Source organism: Roseimaritima sediminicola, assembly GCF_009618275.1.
Lineage (GTDB): Bacteria > Planctomycetota > Planctomycetia > Pirellulales > Pirellulaceae > Roseimaritima > Roseimaritima sediminicola.
Genome location: NZ_WIAD01000016.1, coordinates 22,886 through 41,710, shown reverse-complemented (window position 1 = coordinate 41,710; position 18,825 = coordinate 22,886). Strand labels below are relative to the sequence as shown.

Genomic DNA, 18,825 nt, shown 5'->3' with positions numbered 1-18,825 from the left:
CCGGAATCGCGGAGCGATTGAGTGTGGTAACCCCGGGCGCAAGCCTGCGGAAACGCCGAAACTCGAACCACAAAGCCCTGGAAGGGCGACATGACGGCGCGGCCGCGGAATTTCATGTCGTCCCTCCGGGACTTTCGCGGTGTGTGGGACGCCGCCACCCCAGGCTCGCGCCTGGGGCTACCGCATGTCGCCACTGTGTGGCTGTTCTTCACAGGCTGGAAGCCTATGCCACTGGGGTTGCCGCATGTCGCCACTGTGTGGCTGTTCTTCACAGGCTGGAAGCCTATGCCACTGCTCACAGGCTGGAAGCCTATGCCACTGTTCACAGGCTGGAAGCCTATGCCACTGTTCACAGGCTGGAAGCCTATGCCACTGTTCACAGGCTGGAAGCCTCTGCCACTGGCTACGGATTGGACGCGTTTGCTGTGGCGACGCTACCAGCGGATTTCCATCTGGGAGACGATCCTGGAGGCGAGGTCTTCGATCGCGTCCTGCAGCTCGGTCTCAATCGACTGGCCGGCTTCGGGCACTAGACGCCCGTTCTGGGAAAAGGTGAACGCCAGGCTGTTGTCGGGCAGCAGCTGGTTCTGCATCAACACCTGCCCTTGGCGGTCGATCCAAGCGGCTTGCACCGAGACGACCGCGTCGAGGGCCCGTGGATCGTCGCCGCTGGTTTCGGTCAGCACGCGTTTGGTCTCGGTCAGAAAACGCATCGTCAAGGTGCTGTCGGCCGTTGGGTCGCCGGTCACCTTGTATGGTGTCCGCCGCTCGATCTCCCGAATCACGGCTTCGGTCAACCGCACGCCAAGATCGTGCCGAAAAGTATCGTTTCTGGCGATCGGGACGTGGATTGTGCGGACGTCACTGCGGTACATCGCATAGGGACCGACCTGGTACCCGGTACAGCCGACGATCGATAGCGCCGCCAGAACGAGGCTCAAAAGCCACGCCCGGCCGGTCGCTGCGCCGGCACACGCCGCGTCGTTATTCCGCTGCGGTAACATCACCATCGCCTTATCGCAGTACCGTGCCGCCTTCGGAAAGAATCAGAGGCTTGCTACGGCGTTCATTGGGAAACGCATCGGACAACCAGGCAAACCGTTTGGGCGGCATGTCCGGTCGATCGGCAAACGCCGCCATCTGCTCTCGAGCCCGTGCGGCAAACGGCGTCGAAGGATGCTTCTCCAGCACCTCCTGGTAATACACGCGAGCGGCGCCGTATTCCTTGCGGCGCTCTCGATAACGTGCTCGGTGATCCAGCTTCTCCGCTTTGCGAAAATCAATCTCCGCGGCCACCTTGGTCAACTCTTGGCTCAACTGCTGATCCTGCAGGCGATCCGGGAACCGACGACGGGTTTGCCGCAGCAGTTTCTCTGCCTCGTCCAGCATGATCCCGCTGTAGCTGGGACCGGCATAGATCAACAACTTGCAGCGGAGGCCCATGATGTGGGCGTTGAACTGGTGCTCGCTGTCGGGAAAGGTTTCGCGCAGGTCGGTAAAGAATTCGTCGGCTTCCTGATAACGTCCTTGACGCATCTTCTCGACTCCGGCCGCCATGGTGGCATCGTCGGACAACAGACCGGTGGGATCGTTGTAGCGGATATTGTCCAGGACGCGGATGGCGTGCCCGTCGGCATCCATGAAGGGCCGTGAGGGGTCAAAGAAATTTACCGGCATCCAGCTGCGGTCGCCCACCTTGGCGGTTTCGATCCAGAACTGGCTGATCTCGAACAAGCGAGCGGCCGCACGGTCGTTGTGACGGTTTCGCGGATGTTCCTTTTGCAATTTGCTGAACATTTCCTCCGCGTCGGTCAGGCGATCGGCAAAGAAGAAACTCTCGCCAGCCATCAACAGGGCGTCCTGTTCCAGAGCCGTACCGCGATGCGCTTCGCCCGCTCGGACAAACAGCTTTGCGGCCCGCTGGTACTCGGCTTTGGCCTGTTCCCGAGGCAGTTCGGCGGCGGCTTGGAACACGCGGTCGCCTTCCTGATACAGCTGGCGAGCCCGCTCGCGGTTTTCGGGTTCGCGGCCGGTCAGGTAGCTGACCAGCCGGTTGGTCGATCGTTCGGCTGCGGCCCGCACGCCGGTTTCCTCTGCCGGTTCGTGCTGAGCCGTTTCAGAAACGCTGGTCGGACGGTTCTCCGGCGACGGACCCTCGAGCGTTCGCACCGAGGGACCGGAATCGGCCAGCCGGGGTCCGGTCAGGCTCTGACACCCGCCGACCGCCGGCACCAACAACACCACCAACAGAGGCGACGCCCAGCGCCGCGCCGGGTACCAGCGGTCGGCGGCTCGGGGAGCCGACGGTGCGCAGCGGCAACCCGGTCGTGACACAGCCGAGGCCGGGTGTTGGTTGCGGATCAGTTCAGACATCCATGTCCTCAACAAGTTCAGTGCTTAGGTGTCAACGGAGCTGGGCAAAAAGGGGCTCAGCCGCGGCGCATAGCCCAGTTGATTGCGAATGTATCGCGATAACAGGACACGCAGCTCGGCATAGGTCGCCGGCGAAACGGCGGGCACCCCGTCGTCCTGTGTCAAAAGTTGTTTTAATTGTCGGAAGCCATCCGCTGAGATCACTTTGGTTTCATGGTGCAGGCGTCGACATCTATCGCACAAAACCCCGCCGGCGATCAACCCGAATGTTTGTGCCCCCTGCTGCGGCACGGCGCCCCCGCAGGCGACGCAGCGATCGGTGCCGGGGGCGTGCCCGAGCATCCGCAGAGCCTGCAGCTCGAAAACCAAGACGGCCGGCCCCAGCGGTGCCGTGCCATCGATGCGGGCGAGCGTATCGAGGGTCAATTGATAAAGTTCCGGATGCGATTCGCCCTCGTCGGTCCAGTGCCGCAGCATTTCAGCAATGTAATAGGCGGCGTACAGCCGCTGCATTCTTTCTGCGGAGGTCAGTCCCGGCAGCTCGGTGACGCGGAAGCGGCGTTCCAGTTTGGCTTCGGTCAACAGGTCCAGCGTATCGCCCGGCTTGCGAATCAGCACCACGCGGCAAACGGCCAACAGGTCCAGGGCGCCTTCGAAAGGTCCCTTGGGCCGCCGGGCCCCTTTGGCCATAGCGCCCAGCTTGCCAAACTCCCGCGTCAGCAGGGTCACGACCAGGCTGGTTTCGCTGAATTCAATCGTGCGCAGGACGATCGCCTCGGACTTTTCCATCGACTACTCGCCTGCGCGTCCCAACATGGCCAGGTACTCGCTCATTTCTCCGGCCGCGTGAGAGTCGTTCTGCCGGCGAGCCTCCTCGATGCCGTCACGTAAGAACGTTCGAGCTTCGTCGACGCGGTCCAGGTCGACCAGCAGCTGGGCGGCCATAAAGAACGCGGGCACATAGGGCGGCGATTCCTGGGTCAATCCGGTGAAGCCGCTGATCGCTTCGTCATTAAGGCCTTCGCTACGCTGCTCCATGGCCAAGCTGTAGCGGAGGAAGGTGTCGCCGGGGTCGTCGGCCAGCATGGCTTCGATCTGTTTGCGTCGTTGGCTCATTGTGTTTCTCGGAGTGGGGGCTCGGGCGATACAACCAGATTAATCGGTACAAACCTCCAAATTGGTTTAACTGAACACGAACGATTTACCGATATCGATGACCGTAGAGATGGAATTTCCCTTGCAGAGGTTTGCGCATGTCTCGCGGCATCAGATACACGCTGGGTGTGAGCCTGTTGGTCGGATTGAGTTTCGGCACAGCGGACGCCCAGGAGGCTCACAGCAATCAAACGATCCAGCAGGTCGTGGGCAAACAGCCCGGCGGTCGGCGGGCTCCGGTCCAGCAGGCGGCCGTTACCGGGCAGACTTCCGGTATCCTGGGTCGCTTGATGACCCTGGGACGCGGTGGCGACGACCGATCGCGTACCGCGCCGCAGCCCAGCGCCCAGCGTGAACCGGCCGACTGGACCGGTGTACCCTACCACGAGGTGCCCGCCGGCAAACAGGCCAGCAGCCGCCGCCGCTCGGCTCCGGTTTCCGACCCCGGTTCGGCCCGGACCGCTCGCAGCACAAAGGCTTCCTCGGCACCTCGCTCGGCACCGGCCAACTCGTCCGCCCTGGGCCCCATCCCTACGCCGCCCAGTATGGACAGCCTGCACGTACCCACCGGCAAGGATCCGGTTATCGAAGTCGGCGACGAACCGGAATCGTTCTCGGCCACGTTCAGCAGCCGTCGCAACGGCCGCCGCAATGTCCAGCCGCTCGAGGCCGATGCCCCCAAGCCTTCGGCAGGGTCCACGCCATCGCCAACAGCGCAAGCGGACAAAGACCCTCGAGTCGCTAGCAACCGATCAACCAAAGTCGCAAGGAGCGAAACGGATACCGAGCCCGGCCCTAAATCCGCATCGACGACCAGTTCCCGGCGGACTCGCCCGAGCGGGACGACGGCGGGGCCCGCACCCGGGTTGGCCGCTGGGCCTCAAGCCGGCAGCACCGCAACCGAAGCCAACACGGCCGCTCGTTCGCCGCGTGCCACAGAGGCGCCGGCCGAATCGCGGCAGATGCCTCGCGCCCACACCCCGCCCAGCCTGAGCCGCAGCACGCCGGCTCCAGCCACCGGCGGCGAAGCCACCGCGGCGGCTCCGCAACACCCCCAGTTGGCGGCTCCCGAACTGGAAATGCCGACGGCCCCGGACGTTCCCACCCTGGCCGGACCGGCTTCGGCTTCGCCCAGCGACCGCGAAGCAGCCGACAACGCGCTGATGATCCCCAGCCCCACTGCGGCCTCGTCAGAACCGACTGCGGCCTCGCCAGACCCCGCTGCGGAGCCGGCCCCCGCCACAGTCGCCGGCAACCAGGCCCTGACGCTCACCCCGGCCGACATGGTCGCGGCAGGCCAACGTGCTAGCGCCCAGAACAAGAACAAGCCAACCGCTGCAAAGCCCAACCCGGCCAGCGGGGACCGTGACAACTCGGTCGCCACGACCGACGCGCCGATCGGATCCGGAGTGGCGCAGCCGGGCACCGAAACGCCCGGCGGCCAGATCAAACTGCACGCCACAGCCGACGGAACGGGCCAAGCTGCGTCCTCGCCTGGCGGATCGATGCAGCCGCGGACCAGTTCGCCGGCCGCGGACACCGTGGCCGCCGAAGCGGCCGAGGTGCCGGGATTGCGTGTGATCGCCGAGGGACCCTCGCAGATCATGATCCGCCAGAACACGACCTACGAGATCCGCGTCGAGAACCGTGGTGCGGTGGCCGCCCCGGGTGTGCTGGTCCGCACCGCCATCCCGGGCTGGATCGGCGTCCGCAGCAATGCGGCGACCCGCGGCGACGTCCAGATCGAACAGGACGGCGGCGATCGGCATCTGCTGTGGCGAATCGAGAAGCTGCCGGCCGGCAAGACCGAACGCTTGTCCCTCGAGGTGCAAGCCGAAAGAGCCGGTTCGTTCGGCGTGGCCGTCGACTGGACGCTGCTGCCGCAAGCGAACAACCTGATGGTCCACGTTCGCGAACCCAAACTGCAGCTGTTGATCGAAGGCCCCGACCAGGTGGTCTTCGGCGAGTCGGAAACCTACAAGGTTCGCGTGTTGAACCCCGGCGATGGACTGGCTCCCAACGTAACGTTCACCCTGTCGCCCAATTCGGCGACGCCTCAAACACAATCCATCGGCGCGATTCCGCCCGGCAAGGAAGCCCACTTCAACGTGGAACTGACGGCCCAGGATTTGGGAGACCTGCAGATTCACGGGTTGGCGACCGCCGACCTGCAGCTGCGAAGCGAAGCGGCCAAGACGATCCGTGTCGCGGCGGCTGAACTAGAAGCGATCCTGACCGGACCGCCGCTGCGTTACCAGAACGGCGAAGCGTCCTACAAGTTGACGCTTGAAAACACCGGAGCGGCGGCCAGCCGCAACGTGGCGGCCAAGTTGCAATTGCCCTCGGGCATCCAGTACGTCGACGGCATGCAGGGCGTCCAGCAAACCGGCCAGACGCTGCAGTGGACCATCGACGAGTTGGCCCCCGGCGCCAGCCGCGACTACGAATTCCGCTGCCAATTGAACGAAACCGGCGCCCACCACCTGGCGTTTGAGTGCCAGGGATCGGCCGCGGGCCAGGCCGCCGTCTCGCTGACCACCAAGGTCGAAGCCCTGGCGGACCTGGTGCTGGCCATCAACGACCCGCCCGCTCCGGCACCGACCGGCCAGGCCGTGACCTACGAGTTGAACATCACCAACCGCGGCTCCAAAGCGGCCGCCGACGTGCACGCCCTGGCTCACTTCAGCGATCACATCGAACCGGAACGCGTCGAGGGCCACAGCGGCAAGGTCAGCGTCGGCCAGGTATTGCTGGATCCGATCGCTCGCATCGAGCCCGGCCAGACCGTGACGGTCCGGATCGTCGCCAAGGCGATGCAGGAAGGCCATCACCGTTTCCGCGCCGAAGTCAGCTGTGGCGAAACGATCCTGGTCGCCGAGGAAGCCACCCGCTACATGAGCCCGGTGGACGATCAGATCAGCCGCCGCAGCAGCGAAACCTCGGCCCGGTAAAGAGAGTCGCCTTTCGCTCCGCCGAAAGTTGCAGAGAGTCGCCTTTCGCTCCGCCGAAAGTTGCCTCAGCGCAGCAACAACAACTTTCGCGGGACGCAAGGCGACACGGCCAGGCCGCCTGGGCCGACGCTAAAGCTTCACGTCGCCGCTTCGTTTGTAGGATCGCCCCGCTGGAGCTTTTCGTCGCGGAGTCGGTCGAGACCCCGTGGCGGTGCCTTGGGCTGGCATCAGGCTACCCTTTTGGGGCGGATTGCCCAAAGCCGCTCGGCTGTCCCAGCCGAGGGCCGAACACCGCTGACGGCTGGGACAGCCGAGCTAAGCACGTCGCAACTTTAATTCGGCATCACTCTCCCTTTGGGAGAGTCGGGCTCTTAGGCCCGGAGAGGGTTTTCGCAGGGCCCTCCCCGGGCCTAAGAGCCCGACCCTCCCGCTGCGCGGGAGGGTGTTGTCGCGGGGTTTCACCGAAAGATTTATGCCGACGTGCTTACTTAACTTTCGCGGAGCGAAAGGCGGCTCTGCTATTCGGGGTACTGGACGGTGATCACGCTGCTGATCCCCCCTCGCGGGGTCCAGCGGCTCTCCAGCGTGCAGCTTCGCGGCTGGACGACGGCGACAAAGTCGTCCATGATGCGGTTCGTGATTCGCTCGTAGAAGATCCCCTCGTTGCGGTACTTTTGCAGGTACAGCTTCAGGCTCTTCAGTTCAATGCAGTGCTGATCTGCGACGTAGCGAAACGTCAATGTGCCGAAATCCGGCTGGCCCGTCTTGGGGCACACCGAGGTAAACTCGGGACATTGGATCTCGATCGTATAATCCCGCTCCGGTCGCGGGTTCTCAAACGTTTCTAACGTCTCTCGAAAACTGTCGGACAAAGTTGGTTCCTCCCGAAAAAGTTGCCGAATTCTCGCATTCTCTGCCCGTTTCGAACAGGGGCGAAACGGCGGCGACGTCGCGTTTGCGCGTGACCGAAACGTTCGACAGCCGGCAGGGTGAAGGCAAACTGACCGGGACGCAGAGCCACTTCATTCGCCTGGCCGGCTGCAACCTGCGATGCTGGTTCTGCGATACCCCCTACGCCTCCTGGGCTCCGGAAGGCGATTCCGAGTCGATCGACCGGATCATCGAGCGGATGGAGCGGTCGGAGTGCCGGCATGTGGTTTTGACCGGCGGCGAACCGCTGATGTTCAAGCAGGTCACCGAGCTGGCCGAGCGAATCCGCCGCACGGGGCGTCACCTGACGATCGAAACCGCCGGCACGCTCGCTCCTCCGATCACCGCCGACCTGATGAGTATCAGTCCGAAACTGGCCAGCAGCGGCCCTGAACACGGTTGCCAAGACGCGGCCACGATGCCGGTTGAGATGGCCCCCGACCAACTGGCCCGCTGGCAAACGATGCACGAGCAGCGCCGGTTCGCACCGCAGGCAATCGCCAGTTTGATCGCCGACAGTGTGGACTACCAAATTAAATTCGTGCTGGACACACCGGCCGATACCGCCGAGACGCTGGAACTGATTCGGCAGATCGATGTTGCCGCCGATCACGTCTGGATCATGCCACAGGGCGTTACCGTCGACCAGCTTCGGCAACAGGCCCGCTGGCTACAGCCCTGGTGCCGCCAGCACGGTTTTCACTACTGCGACCGGATGCACATCCACTGGTACGGCAACCGACGCGGCACCTAGGCCAGCACGTCTTCGATGATCCGTCCGTGGACGTCGGTCAAGCGAAAATCGCGTCCCGCATAGCGATAGGTCAGCCGTTTGTGGTCAAAGCCCATCAACCGCAGGATGGTCGCGTGCAGGTCGTGAACGTGCACACGATTTTCCACGGCTTTGAAGCCCAGTTCGTCGGTGCGGCCATAGCGTTGACCGCCTCGGACGCCGCCGCCCGCCATCCACACCGTAAAACCGTGGTGGTTGTGATCGCGGCCGTTCATCTTGCCCTGATTAGCGCCCTCCTTGGGCATTTCCACGACCGGCGTCCGTCCGAACTCGCCGCCCCAGATCACCAGCGTATCTTCCAACAGCCCACGCGCCTTCAAGTCGCTCAGCAGGGCTCCGATTGCGCGGTCGCACTGACCGGCCAATCGGCGATGATTGGTTGCCAGGTCGTCGTGGTTGTCCCAGGGCTGGCCCGCGCCGTGCCACAATTGCACGTAGCGGACGCCGCGTTCGACCAGCCGCCGCGCGATCAGAATCTGCCGGGCCTGCACGCCGGGACCGTAGGCGTCCAGCACGTGTTGGGGCTCCCGCGACACATCGAAGGCATCGGCCGCGTCGCTTTGCATGCGATAAGCCAATTCGAAGGATTCAACGCGAGCCTGCAGACGTTGGTCGGTTTCCCGCTGAGCCGCAAACTGCTGGTTCACCTGCTGCAGCAAGTCCAACTGTTGACGCTGGGCATCGCGGCTGATGCGGCGGTTGTTGATGTTGGCGATCAAGCGGTCGATGCGGGTATGGCTGCTGTCGACGTACGTGCCCTGGTAGCTGCCGGGCAGAAACGCCGACTGCCAATTCTGGGATTCTTTGATCGGGTAACCGCCGGGACACATCGCGATGAATGCCGGCAGGTTTTGATTCTCGGTTCCCAGACCGTAGGTCAACCACGATCCCAGGCTGGGCCGGACCTGCAGCGATTCGCCGGTGTTCATCAACATCAGCGACGGTTCATGGTTGGGCACATTGGCGTGCATCGAATTGATGACGCAGATATCGTCGATATGCTCCGCCGTGTGCGGAAACAAGTCGCTGACGTGGATACCACTTTCGCCGTACTGCTGGAACTTGTAGGGCGAGCCCATCACGTTGCCGGTCGGCCGCTCGGTCTTGAGGTTTCCGCCCGGCGCCGTCTTGCCATCGAACTTGGCCAGTTCCGGCTTGTAGTCGAACGAATCGACGTGGCTGGGACCGCCATTCATGAACAAGTGGATCACCCGTTTGGCACGCGGCGGGAAGTGCGGCTGACGAACGGCCAGAGGCGACCCTTCGGCGGCGGCCTGCTGGGTCAGCATCTCGCCCAGGGCGAGCGTTCCCAGGCCCGTGCCACACATCCGCAACATCGCTCGCCGCGAGCATCCGCTGGTCGCGCCGCCGGTCAAGTCGTTTGGATCGATCATGTTTTCGTACACGGCAATTAATCCACAAAAATAAATTCGTTGCTCATCAACAGGGCGTGCGCCAGTTGTTCGGCGCGACCGAGCGGTTGCTGTTCGCCTTGTTGCCAGGGGCCGGAGAAGTCCGATTCGCTGTCCGATTCGATCCGCTCGCCATGGTCGCCTTCGAATTGGATCGCGATTTTCCAGTAGAAAGAATCGCTGTTCAGGTCGCCTTTGTCGGAGGTCAGGAAATCGATCGCTTGACCTTTGCGAACGCGGAAAGTAATCGGACCGTAGGGTCGCGGACGTTTGGCCAGATGGGTTTGCCAGAGAACGCGGTTCTCCGTGGCGATCGTCATCTGCACGCCGTTACCGTTCATCGAGGGATGTTCCATCGTCCCGATCACGCGGCAGCGTCCATCGGCCGGAGCGGTCCAGCGGCGGTTGGTGGCCAGATCGTTGCCGGGACCGGGATGCCCGCCGGTGCGAGTCAGTTGCAGGTAACGGAATTTCCCGCCCTTGGCGAAATCGGGGTGCTGCCAGCGACCATCGTGATAGTGGGTAAAGGGTTCGAAACTTTTGGCCGTCAGGTCTTCGCCAACAGTGCTGAACCCGTACTGCCACAGGGCTCGCGGATCGGGCAGGGGTTCCATTTCGCTTTGCGGCAATTCCAGAAACGCGAGTGCCGTTCGCAGCTCGGTTTCGCTGGGTGCACGGGCCAGCACGGTTTCGTAGATTGCTCGCACCAATTCCGTTTCTGCATCGCCTCCCGTTCCCGCGCCGGAACCTTCCGTTCCCGCACTCGAAGTTTCCACCGACCGCTGGGCAAAATCCGCGACGCGGCCCGCCGCGGCCAGGACCGTCGGATCGTTCATCATGAACAGGGCCTGCTGGGGCACGGTCGTATAGGGTCGACGCGGCGTGTGAGCATCGGGACTGGCGAAGTCGAAGATGCGGAATACGCCGGGCAGGTTCTGGCGATCGATAAAGGCGTACACCGTACGGCGCGGTGGCGTGGGCGTGCCCTGGAGGTCCACCGGTTCGCCGCCCACCTGGCTGCGAAGATGCTTCGAAACAACCAACAAAGCATCGCGGAGGGATTCGAAGTCTCGGCGTCGCCGCGTCGCTCGCGCAAAACATTCGTTCTCGGGATCGGCCTGTAGCGCGGCCGGCGAGGTATGCGAGCTGCGCCGATAGATGTCGGTCATGACAATCCGCCGCACCAACCGTTTGACGCTCCAGTCGCGATAGAAATCCGCGGCCAGATCTTCCAACAACTCGGGGATCTGCGGCTGAGGGCTGCGAACGCCAAAGTCGCTGGGCGTGTTCACCAGGGGCGTTCCGATCAGATGCGTCCAAACGCGGTTCACAAACACGCGTCCGGTCAGCGGATTCTCGGTGGTGGCGATTTTTTCGGCCAAGTCCAACCGCCCGCTGCCCGTCTTCAGCTGCCAATGCTGGGCAGGTTCCGCCGGCGTCCGCAGGGCGGTCAAGAACCTTCGCGGCGCGACCTCGCCGCGGTTGCCGGCTTGGCCACGAATGAACACCCGAGCATCGGAGGGTTTATGGTCTTCCAACATCAACGGCGACGGTCCGTCCTCCTTCAAGCGACTGCTTCGCATCACGCCGTACAGGGCGTAATAGTCGACCGTGGGAATCGGGTCGAATTTATGGTCGTGGCACCGCGCGCAGGCCACGGTTAATCCCAACAGTCCGCGGCTGACGACGTCGATGCGATCGTCGATCGTGTCGTTGCGGTTGAGAAACCGACGGCCCACCGTCAAGAATCCCATCGCGTCCAGATGGCCGTCCAAATTTTCGGGGTCCAGCCGATCCGCCGCCAACTGGTAACGGATCATCGCGTCAAAAGGCAGGTCACGATTGAACGCAGCGATGACCCAGTCGCGGTATTGATGGCTGCCCGCCAGGCGGCGCTCGCGGCCGGCCAGCGTATAACCGACGGTGTCGGCATAACGGGCCACGTCCAACCAGTGCCGCCCGAAACGCTCTCCAAACTGGGGCGAAGCCAACAAGCGATCGACCAAGCGTTCGTAGGCATCGGGGCGGGAATTGTCGAGGTACGCGTCGACCTGTTCGCGGCTGGGCGGCAGACCGGTCAGGTCATAGTACAAGCGGCGCACCAGCGTCGCGGGATCGGCGGGCGGATTGACCTGCAAGCCGTCGTCGCGACTGCGCAGGTGGTCGGCGACAAAAGCATCCAGCCGACTGGACTGACCGTCGGCATGCCGCGGCGCCGCGGGGGAATGGACCTTCTGAAAAGCCCAGTGATCGGCCGGGTCGACCTCCGCGGTCTCGTCCTCGGCCGGGGCATCTCCATCCGGTTCGCGTGGATCGACAGCCCCATCCTCGATCCATTTTCGCAGCACCTCGATCTGCTCGTCTTCCAAGCGTCCCTCGGGCGGCATCTCCAGTTCGCCATCTTCGTAGGTGACCGCACGCAGGAGCAGGCTTTCTTCCGGTTCGCCCGGCACGACGGCCGGCCCACGCGTGCCACCGGACCGCAGCGCCTCGCGGGTATCGACAAGCAACTCGCCCGAGGATTCGCCGGTTTCCACGCTGTGACACTCATAACAGTGCTGGACCAGCAGCGGGCGGACCTTGGATTCAAAGAAGTCCAGACGTTCATCGGCGGTCGTCTCACCGGCGGCGAACGCCACAACCAGTAGCACGTAACACAAAAACCAGCTCGCTTTCCGCGGCGGAAAAGCAAGCCCAAAGCGACGTATCATGCAGGAACCGTCCGAGGCGGGAGACGTGGGAGGGGCGTGCGAGGCGGATCCCAAGTCGGTGGAAGGTGGGTGGAGTGATTTTACAATCAGTATTTTGTATTGTACACCCTGCGGCAATCGCGTGGGCCCAGAGTAGCTCGGCTGTCCCAGCCGAGAACAGGTCTTTCGGAATCGCGGAGCGATTGAGTGTGGTAGCCCCAAAACACAAGCCCGGGGAAACGCCGAAACTCGAACCACAAAGCCCTGGAAGGGCGACATGGCGGTGCGGCCGCGGAATCTCATGTCGTCCCTCCGGGACTTGCGCGGTGTGTGGGACACCGACACCCCAGGCTCGCGCCTGGGGCTACCGCATGTCGCCACTGCGTGGCTGTTTTTCACAGGCTGGAAGCCTATGCCACTGTTCACAGGCTGGAAGCCTATGCCACTGGCTTTACGCACTGCTGCTCGTTATTGCTTGGCGGCGGATTGCTCGGATTCGATCCAGCGCTGTTCGGCCTTGTCGCGGCTGAACACCAAGGCGGGCCGCTTGCGGCTGTCCGAAAAGACCCAGGTGCTCAGGTGTGTCGGTTCCGTCTTCATCAACAGACGATTTTCCATCCACAGCGATCCCTCGCCGGGCGGTGGCGACCACTCGAAATAGGCCCACAGGAACTTGCCGCGATCGTCCAGCTCGTAGCCCACCCAGTGCATGGTCGCCCGAGCGGCGTCGCTGTCGGCTGCGTCGCCACCGCGCCGCGAGAGCTGGAGGACGTGATGCAGGTAACCGGCCAAAAGCTTTTCGCCCTCGCGGTCGGTTGCGATGACCAACGATTCGCGATCCGACGAGTCCTGCTGTGCGGAATCCTCGTCGGCTTGCGCCAGCGCCGCGGCGGCGGCGTCCAGGTGTTCCAGGTTCACGCGGCGACCGTAGTGGTCGGAGAGGGCGGATTCGAGATCCCGCGGATCGATTCGCAACGCCACTTCATAGCGGTTCGACTGCGCGTTCCATTCCACTTCGGCCAGCGTGCGATGGTAGGGATGGATCAGCGTAAAGAGCAGCAATGTCCACAGCATGGTACTTCCTTATCGATCACGGGCTGGGCGAGGGTTTGCAAAAAAGAACGACGAGCCGATCACTGCGTCGGCTCGCCGTTCATTGTTTTACCGAAAAGCTCGGTGGGTCCTAGGACCAGACGTTGGAGACATCGTCGGCCAACAGGCTCAGCACGTCATCCTCGTCGTCGTCCTGCCCATCCTGGCGAGACTCCACTTGCGGCACGACCGAGACGTGCGGCGAAGCGGACGGTCCGTCGTCATCGAAGGACATCGCGGTACCACTCGCGTCGTTACCGAGCGACTGGAAGACGTCGTCGGCCGATCGCGCGGCTGCATCGCCGGCGGCAAACGTCGAGGGCGCCTCGCCATTGACGTGGCTGGCTCGTGCTCGCTCGTTCAAGTGATTGACAACCTTCAACACGTCGAACGGCGTGATCTGGTTATCGCCGTTAACGTCGGCGAACACTCCGCCGGGCAGGGCTGCGGATTCACCCTGCGCGACGCCGGCTCGTCCCATGTAGTTGAGCGTGTTGATCACACCCAGGGCATCGATCGGCGAGACGTAGCCGTCGGCGTTGACGTCCAACGGGTTCAGACCGTTCTGCATCGGCGATTCGCCAGCAGGCATGGTGATCTGAATCGTTTCGACGTCGTAACGAATCCGATCCGGCTCGACTCGTTCCGGCGGCTCATACAGCAGCGTATCCTGGAACGGCGAGAAGTCCGCCTTGTCACCGACGACTCGCAGATCGCCGGCCGCATCGGCACGGAAGAACAACGTCGCCATCAACTGAGGCTCGGCTCCGAGCGGTCCGGTTGTGCCCTCGGGATCATTCTGGAAGGCACCGAATTCGTTGATAAAGCCGGGTGCCGTTAGCTGGCCCACGGCTCCCTCGGCCTCGAACGCAGGCGAGAAGACCACGTCGAATCCGAAGCGTGTACCCAGCGTATCGGTCGGCGTAATCAGCATCCGGTCATAAAGGATGTCCAGGTATCCGGCGAAGACGCCGAACGTCGTTGCCGCCTGCGGACCACGCAGGTCATCCAGATAAACCTCGACGCCGAAGCGGTCGCCGACATTGATCTCGTTGATCGGGTTGCCGGCTTCGTCGACGTAGCGGAAATCGATAAACACCTCGTCGTCGGCGGCCGCGGCCCCCACGGCCAAGCTGACTTCGGCCGAACTGCGGAAGCCATCGGCGTCAACAATCACATAGGTAAAGCGATCTACGCCATTAACGCCGGCGTTGGCGCGATACTCGACAAAGTCGTCCGAGAAATCATCGGGAGTGCCGTTCCGATTGATCGTGGCGGTGCCAAAGTTCGGATTGGGACTGTTCTGAATTTCAAACTGGATCAATCGGCCGCTCGGGCCAACAAGGTCATTCGCCAAGACGTCCAGGGCAACGTTGCTGCCGCCCTGGATTAAGGTACCATCGGGAAGCAAGCCGTCGGGGTACGAATCATCGACCGCCTTGGTCGGTTGGCCGTCCGCCGAGTCCAGGATCAACAGCTCGGTGCCGCCCAATCGCAGGCCTTCGACCGGTACCGGCGTGTCGCTGCCCAGGACCAACGTTTCGCTGACCGCCAGGTCAGCCGGATCGGCCTGGAACGTGGCCACGCCTGCGCCCACGGCCTGCATCCGCACGGTAAACAGGACCGTCGGATCGGTGTGCTGTTCGCCTTGGCCGCCCGGCCCACTGCCAAAGGGCTGCGTGCCGCCGATCTCGTTCAGCAGTCCCGGCGTCTGGGCATCGCCCAGCGTGAAGGTCGCACCGCTGAACAACGGTCCGAACGTCACGTCGAAGGGGAATCCGTTGGTGGCGTCGTTGACCGGAATGGTGGACACCAGTTCGTCGTTGTACAACATGTCCAGGAAGGCGCTGCCGACACCTTCAAAGGTCTGGAACGGCTCGTTGCGAACGTCTTCAACCAATACCGACACCAGAAACTCGTCGCCGACCTGCACGTTGTCCAGCAAACGGTTGTCGACCGGATCGCGGATCTCGAAGGAGAACGCCACCTGGTCGTCGTCCAACGCATCGGGCAGAACGTTGATCGTCACCTGGGCCGTACTGGACTGGCCCAGTGCGTCGGAGACCGAGTACGAGAATTGCTCGGTGCCGGCAAAACCGATCGCCGGCGAATAACGCAGCGACTGGCCGCCACCGACCATTTCGATCCGGCCACCCTGGTTGCCCTGACTGAACGAGGTGATCGCCAACCCGCCGTTGATGCTGGCGACGTCGTTGTCCAGCACGTTCAACGGTCGATTGCTCGAACCCCGAGCCACCTCGTAGGTGTCGTCGACGGCGATCGGTACGTTGGTCTGGAAGTTGACATTGACCGTCACCAGTGCCGACTGTTCGCCACCGCCGGGGACCGGTACGAAGTAACGGAACTGGTCGATGCCCACAAACCCGTTGGGCGGCGTGTACAAGACCGTTCGGCTGTCGGCTCCGATCGTGACCACGCCCCGGGTGCCGGTGGTCTGCAAGCGGCTGATCGCCAAGGACGTGCCCGGCAACTCGAAGTCGTTGCTCAGCACGTCCAGCGAATTGGCCAAGCTGTTGCGGGCGACCGTATAGCGGTCCTCGTTAACCACATCCGCCGTGGCTTGAATGGTGAAGATGTGATCCTCGACTTCGCCGGAGTCGGCCGCGCCGGTGGGAGCCAAATCTCGCGTGTGGCTGTAGCGGAAGCGAGCCACGACATCGCCCGTGGCGACGCCGGCGGGGACACTGACCGAGACGTCCCGGGTGCCGGTGCCCAGTTCGAGGTTCGTGACGATCTGTTCGCCGGGATCGGACCAGTCGCCATCGCGGTTAAAGTCCATCCAGGCCTGTAGATAGGCCGGCATTCCGGTCGTGTTGGTGGTTGTCACGCTGAGCGCCGAAGTGGCTCCGGGTGACAGGGGGGCGACCACCGTGACGCCGTCTTCGTCGTCCAGAATCGTGCCGTCCAGCTGGGGAACGCCGTTCAGGTCATCGAAATCAGCGTTCGGACTGTTGGTACCGTCCAGCTCGCGATCAACCGTGGTGCCCAGCGTCAGCCCCGTCACGATCCCGTGATTCGCACCGTCGTCGGCCGCCGTTACCGGATAACCTTCGGGAGCGTCACCCCAGTCCCGAGCCGGCAGATTGCCAAAGTTAAAGTTTCCGTTGAGCGCTCTGCCGTCGAAGACCACCGTGTGTTCGCCCGACGCCGGGAAGGTCTGGATGAATCCGGCTTCGACAACCTCGCGAATCGTATAGGTCCCAGGCCCCGGGAAGTTAATACTGTACGTTCCATCGGCGGCCGTGATCGCGCGCGGTTCGCCCAAGTCGGGCCGGTCGTCGCCGTCGAGATCCAGATAGATAAAGACACCGCCGATCCCGGGTTCGCCTGCTTCGCGGGTGCCATTGCCATTCAAATCGGCAAACTTGACGCCCGTGATGTCCGAGCGGACTTGATTGAATCCAAACGCAAGCGCTTCGACTTGCCCCGCCGAAGCCGACTGGGCCGTCGCCGTCGTGGCCACGTAATTGGTCGGCGTGATCGCGCGAATCGTGTGTTCGCCCGCGGCCACGGTCAGCGAAAACGAACCGTCGGCGGCCGACACCGTGGACTGCTCGGTGGGATCCAGCACCCCGTCTCCGTCGACGTCGTCGAACACGGTGACCCCGGCTAATCCGGGATCGCCGGCCGCCAAGCCGTTGGCATTGACATCGTTGAACACGACGCCCGTGATCGTCTGGCCAGCCATCCCGGTGGACAGTCCGAAGGCGAGGTTCACCGCCGGATCTTCGACGCCCAACAAAACGCCTTCGGCAGGCGAATAAATGTCGTAGACAAAGTCGATGTCTTCGTCGTCAGCGGTACCAAAAATGCCGTCCGGGCCGACTTCGGTAAAGGCCGGGATGTCACCGCCCTGGTCCATCAGCGACAAACGCGAATTGGAATTGTCCTGATGCCAGGCGCCAAAGAAGTGGCCGGCTTCGTGCGCCGCAACGTTGCCGATAAAGGTGGCGAACTGCTCGATCCGGCTGACCCCGCCGGCCCGTGGGATGGGGTCGACCAAGTCAAAAATCTGGTCCAACAACACGATCGACGATTCTTCGGTGTCGAAGTTACCGATGTCGATACTGGCCGCCAAACCAATCGTATCCTCGCCCGATTCGGCAACCGTTCCGCCGATAATGATCCGGCTGACGTTGGGCTGACCATACGGATCCGCATGATCGCGACTGTTGAGGATCTTGATGCCGAACTCGCCGGGCGTCCCCGAGTCGGCAAAGCTGCCGTTCAGGCCGTTGAGCGGCAGGGATTCAAGGAAATTCTCTTCGACCTTGGCAACGACCTCATCGATAAAACGATCTTCGTCCGACGGCAGGATCTCCCAGCTCTCCAAGAACGAACTCAGCGGCGATAGCCGCGCCGTGCCCGTCGTCGGCAACCCCGTCACCGGATCCAATGCGGTCAATTCCGACCGCGAATAGATCGCTCCGTCAAAATCCAGGAACAACACCTGCTCGGTGCCGATCGGCTCGCTCTCCAGGACCGGGCGGTAAACCCGCAAGCCCGCCGTGTAACTGCCCGACGTTCCATCGGGTGCCACGCGCAGGTAGTAGGTTCCGTCAAACGGCACCACCGTCGCTCCGATCGCATCGCCGGCCGTCTGCAGTGGAGACTTGAACGGGTAGGGCGACGTCAGCGTGGAATTGCCCGCAGCATTGACATTGGCCCCGAATAGATGATCACCGTACTGGTAGGGCAGGGTGTCTTGATAAAAGACGTCAAACTCCCCTACGCCACCGCTGACCGACACATCCAGAATGTCGCCGGCCCGCAGATCAAACCGAAACCAGTCTACGTCTTCGGGGATCCGGTTGGTGAAATCCACCAGCGACAGCGAACCCGACACGTCGATCGTGTCCTCGTCGTCCGGCCCCGTTCCCAAAGGCAGAAACTCCGCCGTCGCCTTGGTGTCGTTCAGCCCCACCGTGCCCAGGGATTCCGATTCGGCGGCGACAAAGGCGGGCACCGAACCCACATTGCGGGCCTGGGTAACCGTTCGCACCCCCACGTCCGCCGCAAAGGCGCCGCCGGGAAATAGATTTGCCGCTAGCAATTGACGGGCTTCCAAACCTTCCAGTGTCAAGCGACGCTTGGCATGCGTGGACTGAACGGCTCGTGACCGGCGACGATTGGCTTTGATTGAGGCTGACTTCACCATCTAGTCCCTGCTCGATTGAACGGAGCATCGCAAATCAATGCGATCCAAAACGATTTTCTTGAAAGCGGAATTGCGAAACTGAACGTGCTAGCTGCATCGAATCACACGACAGCAAACGGTATCGACGGATTAAGGTGCACAGTTTCGGCAAACTGGGTTATTTCGGACACCTGGATAAGTTGTGGTCCCGATTCTAGTTAAGGCCCCTAACCTGTCAACGAAACGCTTTTCTTGCGATGCGCGTTTCCTG

11 protein-coding genes are annotated in these 18,825 nt (G+C 62.8%); 2 read left to right on the top strand and 9 right to left on the bottom strand.

Annotation, left to right across the window (positions count from 1 at the left end):
- Nucleotides 1-434 precede the first annotated feature (434 nt).
- Genes lptE through GE027_RS10215 form a run of 4 tightly spaced genes read right to left on the bottom strand, consistent with a single transcriptional unit; the run spans nucleotide 435 to nucleotide 3,489 of the window.
- The gene (gene lptE / locus GE027_RS10230) at nucleotides 435-1,010 is read right to left on the bottom strand and encodes an LPS assembly lipoprotein LptE (RefSeq protein WP_237607445.1); all 576 of its coding nucleotides are present in this window, start codon (nucleotides 1,008-1,010) and stop codon (nucleotides 435-437) included.
- A 4-nt stretch (nucleotides 1,011-1,014) separates the two neighbouring features.
- Nucleotides 1,015-2,373 carry a tetratricopeptide repeat protein gene (locus GE027_RS10225; protein ID WP_153557096.1) on the bottom strand — a complete coding sequence of 453 codons (1,359 nt, stop codon included), beginning with the start codon at nucleotides 2,371-2,373 and terminating at the stop codon, nucleotides 1,015-1,017.
- Nucleotides 2,374-2,397: 24 nt separating this feature from the next.
- On the bottom strand, nucleotides 2,398-3,162 hold the full coding sequence (recO, locus tag GE027_RS10220; protein WP_153557095.1) for a DNA repair protein RecO: 765 nt from the start codon (nucleotides 3,160-3,162) through the stop codon (nucleotides 2,398-2,400).
- A 3-nt stretch (nucleotides 3,163-3,165) separates the two neighbouring features.
- A complete protein-coding gene (locus GE027_RS10215; protein ID WP_153557094.1) occupies nucleotides 3,166-3,489 on the bottom strand; it encodes a tetratricopeptide repeat protein in 324 nt (107 codons plus the stop codon).
- A 137-nt stretch (nucleotides 3,490-3,626) separates the two neighbouring features.
- On the opposite strand from GE027_RS10215, the gene GE027_RS10210 reads away from it, so the two are divergent.
- Nucleotides 3,627-6,479, top strand: a complete 2,853-nt coding sequence (locus GE027_RS10210; RefSeq protein WP_153557093.1) for a DUF11 domain-containing protein — start codon at nucleotides 3,627-3,629, stop codon at nucleotides 6,477-6,479.
- A gap of 518 nt (nucleotides 6,480-6,997) precedes the next feature.
- On the opposite strand, the gene queF is transcribed toward GE027_RS10210, so the two are convergent.
- Nucleotides 6,998-7,351: a preQ(1) synthase gene (queF, locus tag GE027_RS10205; RefSeq protein ID WP_153557092.1), complete on the bottom strand. Its 354-nt coding sequence runs from the start codon at nucleotides 7,349-7,351 to the stop codon at nucleotides 6,998-7,000.
- A gap of 89 nt (nucleotides 7,352-7,440) precedes the next feature.
- On the opposite strand from queF, the gene GE027_RS10200 reads away from it, so the two are divergent.
- Nucleotides 7,441-8,163, top strand: a complete 723-nt coding sequence (locus GE027_RS10200) for a 7-carboxy-7-deazaguanine synthase QueE (RefSeq protein ID WP_237607444.1) — start codon at nucleotides 7,441-7,443, stop codon at nucleotides 8,161-8,163.
- Here GE027_RS10200 and GE027_RS10195 read toward each other — a convergent pair.
- The 4 genes from GE027_RS10195 to GE027_RS10180 all read right to left on the bottom strand — a co-directional run bounded on the left by GE027_RS10195 (nucleotide 8,160) and on the right by GE027_RS10180 (nucleotide 18,575).
- A complete protein-coding gene (locus tag GE027_RS10195) occupies nucleotides 8,160-9,596 on the bottom strand; it encodes a DUF1501 domain-containing protein (protein ID WP_153557146.1) in 1,437 nt (478 codons plus the stop codon). The two genes, GE027_RS10200 and GE027_RS10195, sit on opposite strands and share 4 nt — an antisense overlap.
- Before the next feature lie 17 nt (nucleotides 9,597-9,613).
- Nucleotides 9,614-12,265, bottom strand: a complete 2,652-nt coding sequence (locus GE027_RS10190) for a PSD1 and planctomycete cytochrome C domain-containing protein (RefSeq protein WP_237607443.1) — start codon at nucleotides 12,263-12,265, stop codon at nucleotides 9,614-9,616.
- Between the two features lie 507 nt (nucleotides 12,266-12,772).
- Nucleotides 12,773-13,378, bottom strand: coding sequence for a DUF6702 family protein (locus tag GE027_RS10185; protein WP_153557090.1), 606 nt, complete (start codon nucleotides 13,376-13,378; stop codon nucleotides 12,773-12,775).
- A gap of 109 nt (nucleotides 13,379-13,487) precedes the next feature.
- A complete protein-coding gene (locus tag GE027_RS10180; RefSeq protein WP_153557089.1) occupies nucleotides 13,488-18,575 on the bottom strand; it encodes an Ig-like domain-containing protein in 5,088 nt (1,695 codons plus the stop codon).
- Nucleotides 18,576-18,825 lie beyond the last annotated feature (250 nt).

Bases quoted from the DNA above. Each gene is read 5' to 3' on its own strand.
- lptE (WP_237607445.1), bottom strand. From the start codon at position 1,010: ATGGTGATGTTACCGCAGCGGAATAACGACGCGGCGTGTGCCGGCGCA.
- GE027_RS10225 (WP_153557096.1), bottom strand. From the start codon at position 2,373: ATGTCTGAACTGATCCGCAACCAACACCCGGCCTCGGCTGTGTCACGA.
- recO (WP_153557095.1), bottom strand. From the start codon at position 3,162: ATGGAAAAGTCCGAGGCGATCGTCCTGCGCACGATTGAATTCAGCGAA.
- GE027_RS10215 (WP_153557094.1), bottom strand. From the start codon at position 3,489: ATGAGCCAACGACGCAAACAGATCGAAGCCATGCTGGCCGACGACCCC.
- GE027_RS10210 (WP_153557093.1), top strand. From the start codon at position 3,627: ATGTCTCGCGGCATCAGATACACGCTGGGTGTGAGCCTGTTGGTCGGA.
- GE027_RS10195 (WP_153557146.1), bottom strand. From the start codon at position 9,596: ATGATCGATCCAAACGACTTGACCGGCGGCGCGACCAGCGGATGCTCG.
- GE027_RS10185 (WP_153557090.1), bottom strand. From the start codon at position 13,378: ATGCTGTGGACATTGCTGCTCTTTACGCTGATCCATCCCTACCATCGC.
- GE027_RS10180 (WP_153557089.1), bottom strand. From the start codon at position 18,575: ATGGTGAAGTCAGCCTCAATCAAAGCCAATCGTCGCCGGTCACGAGCC.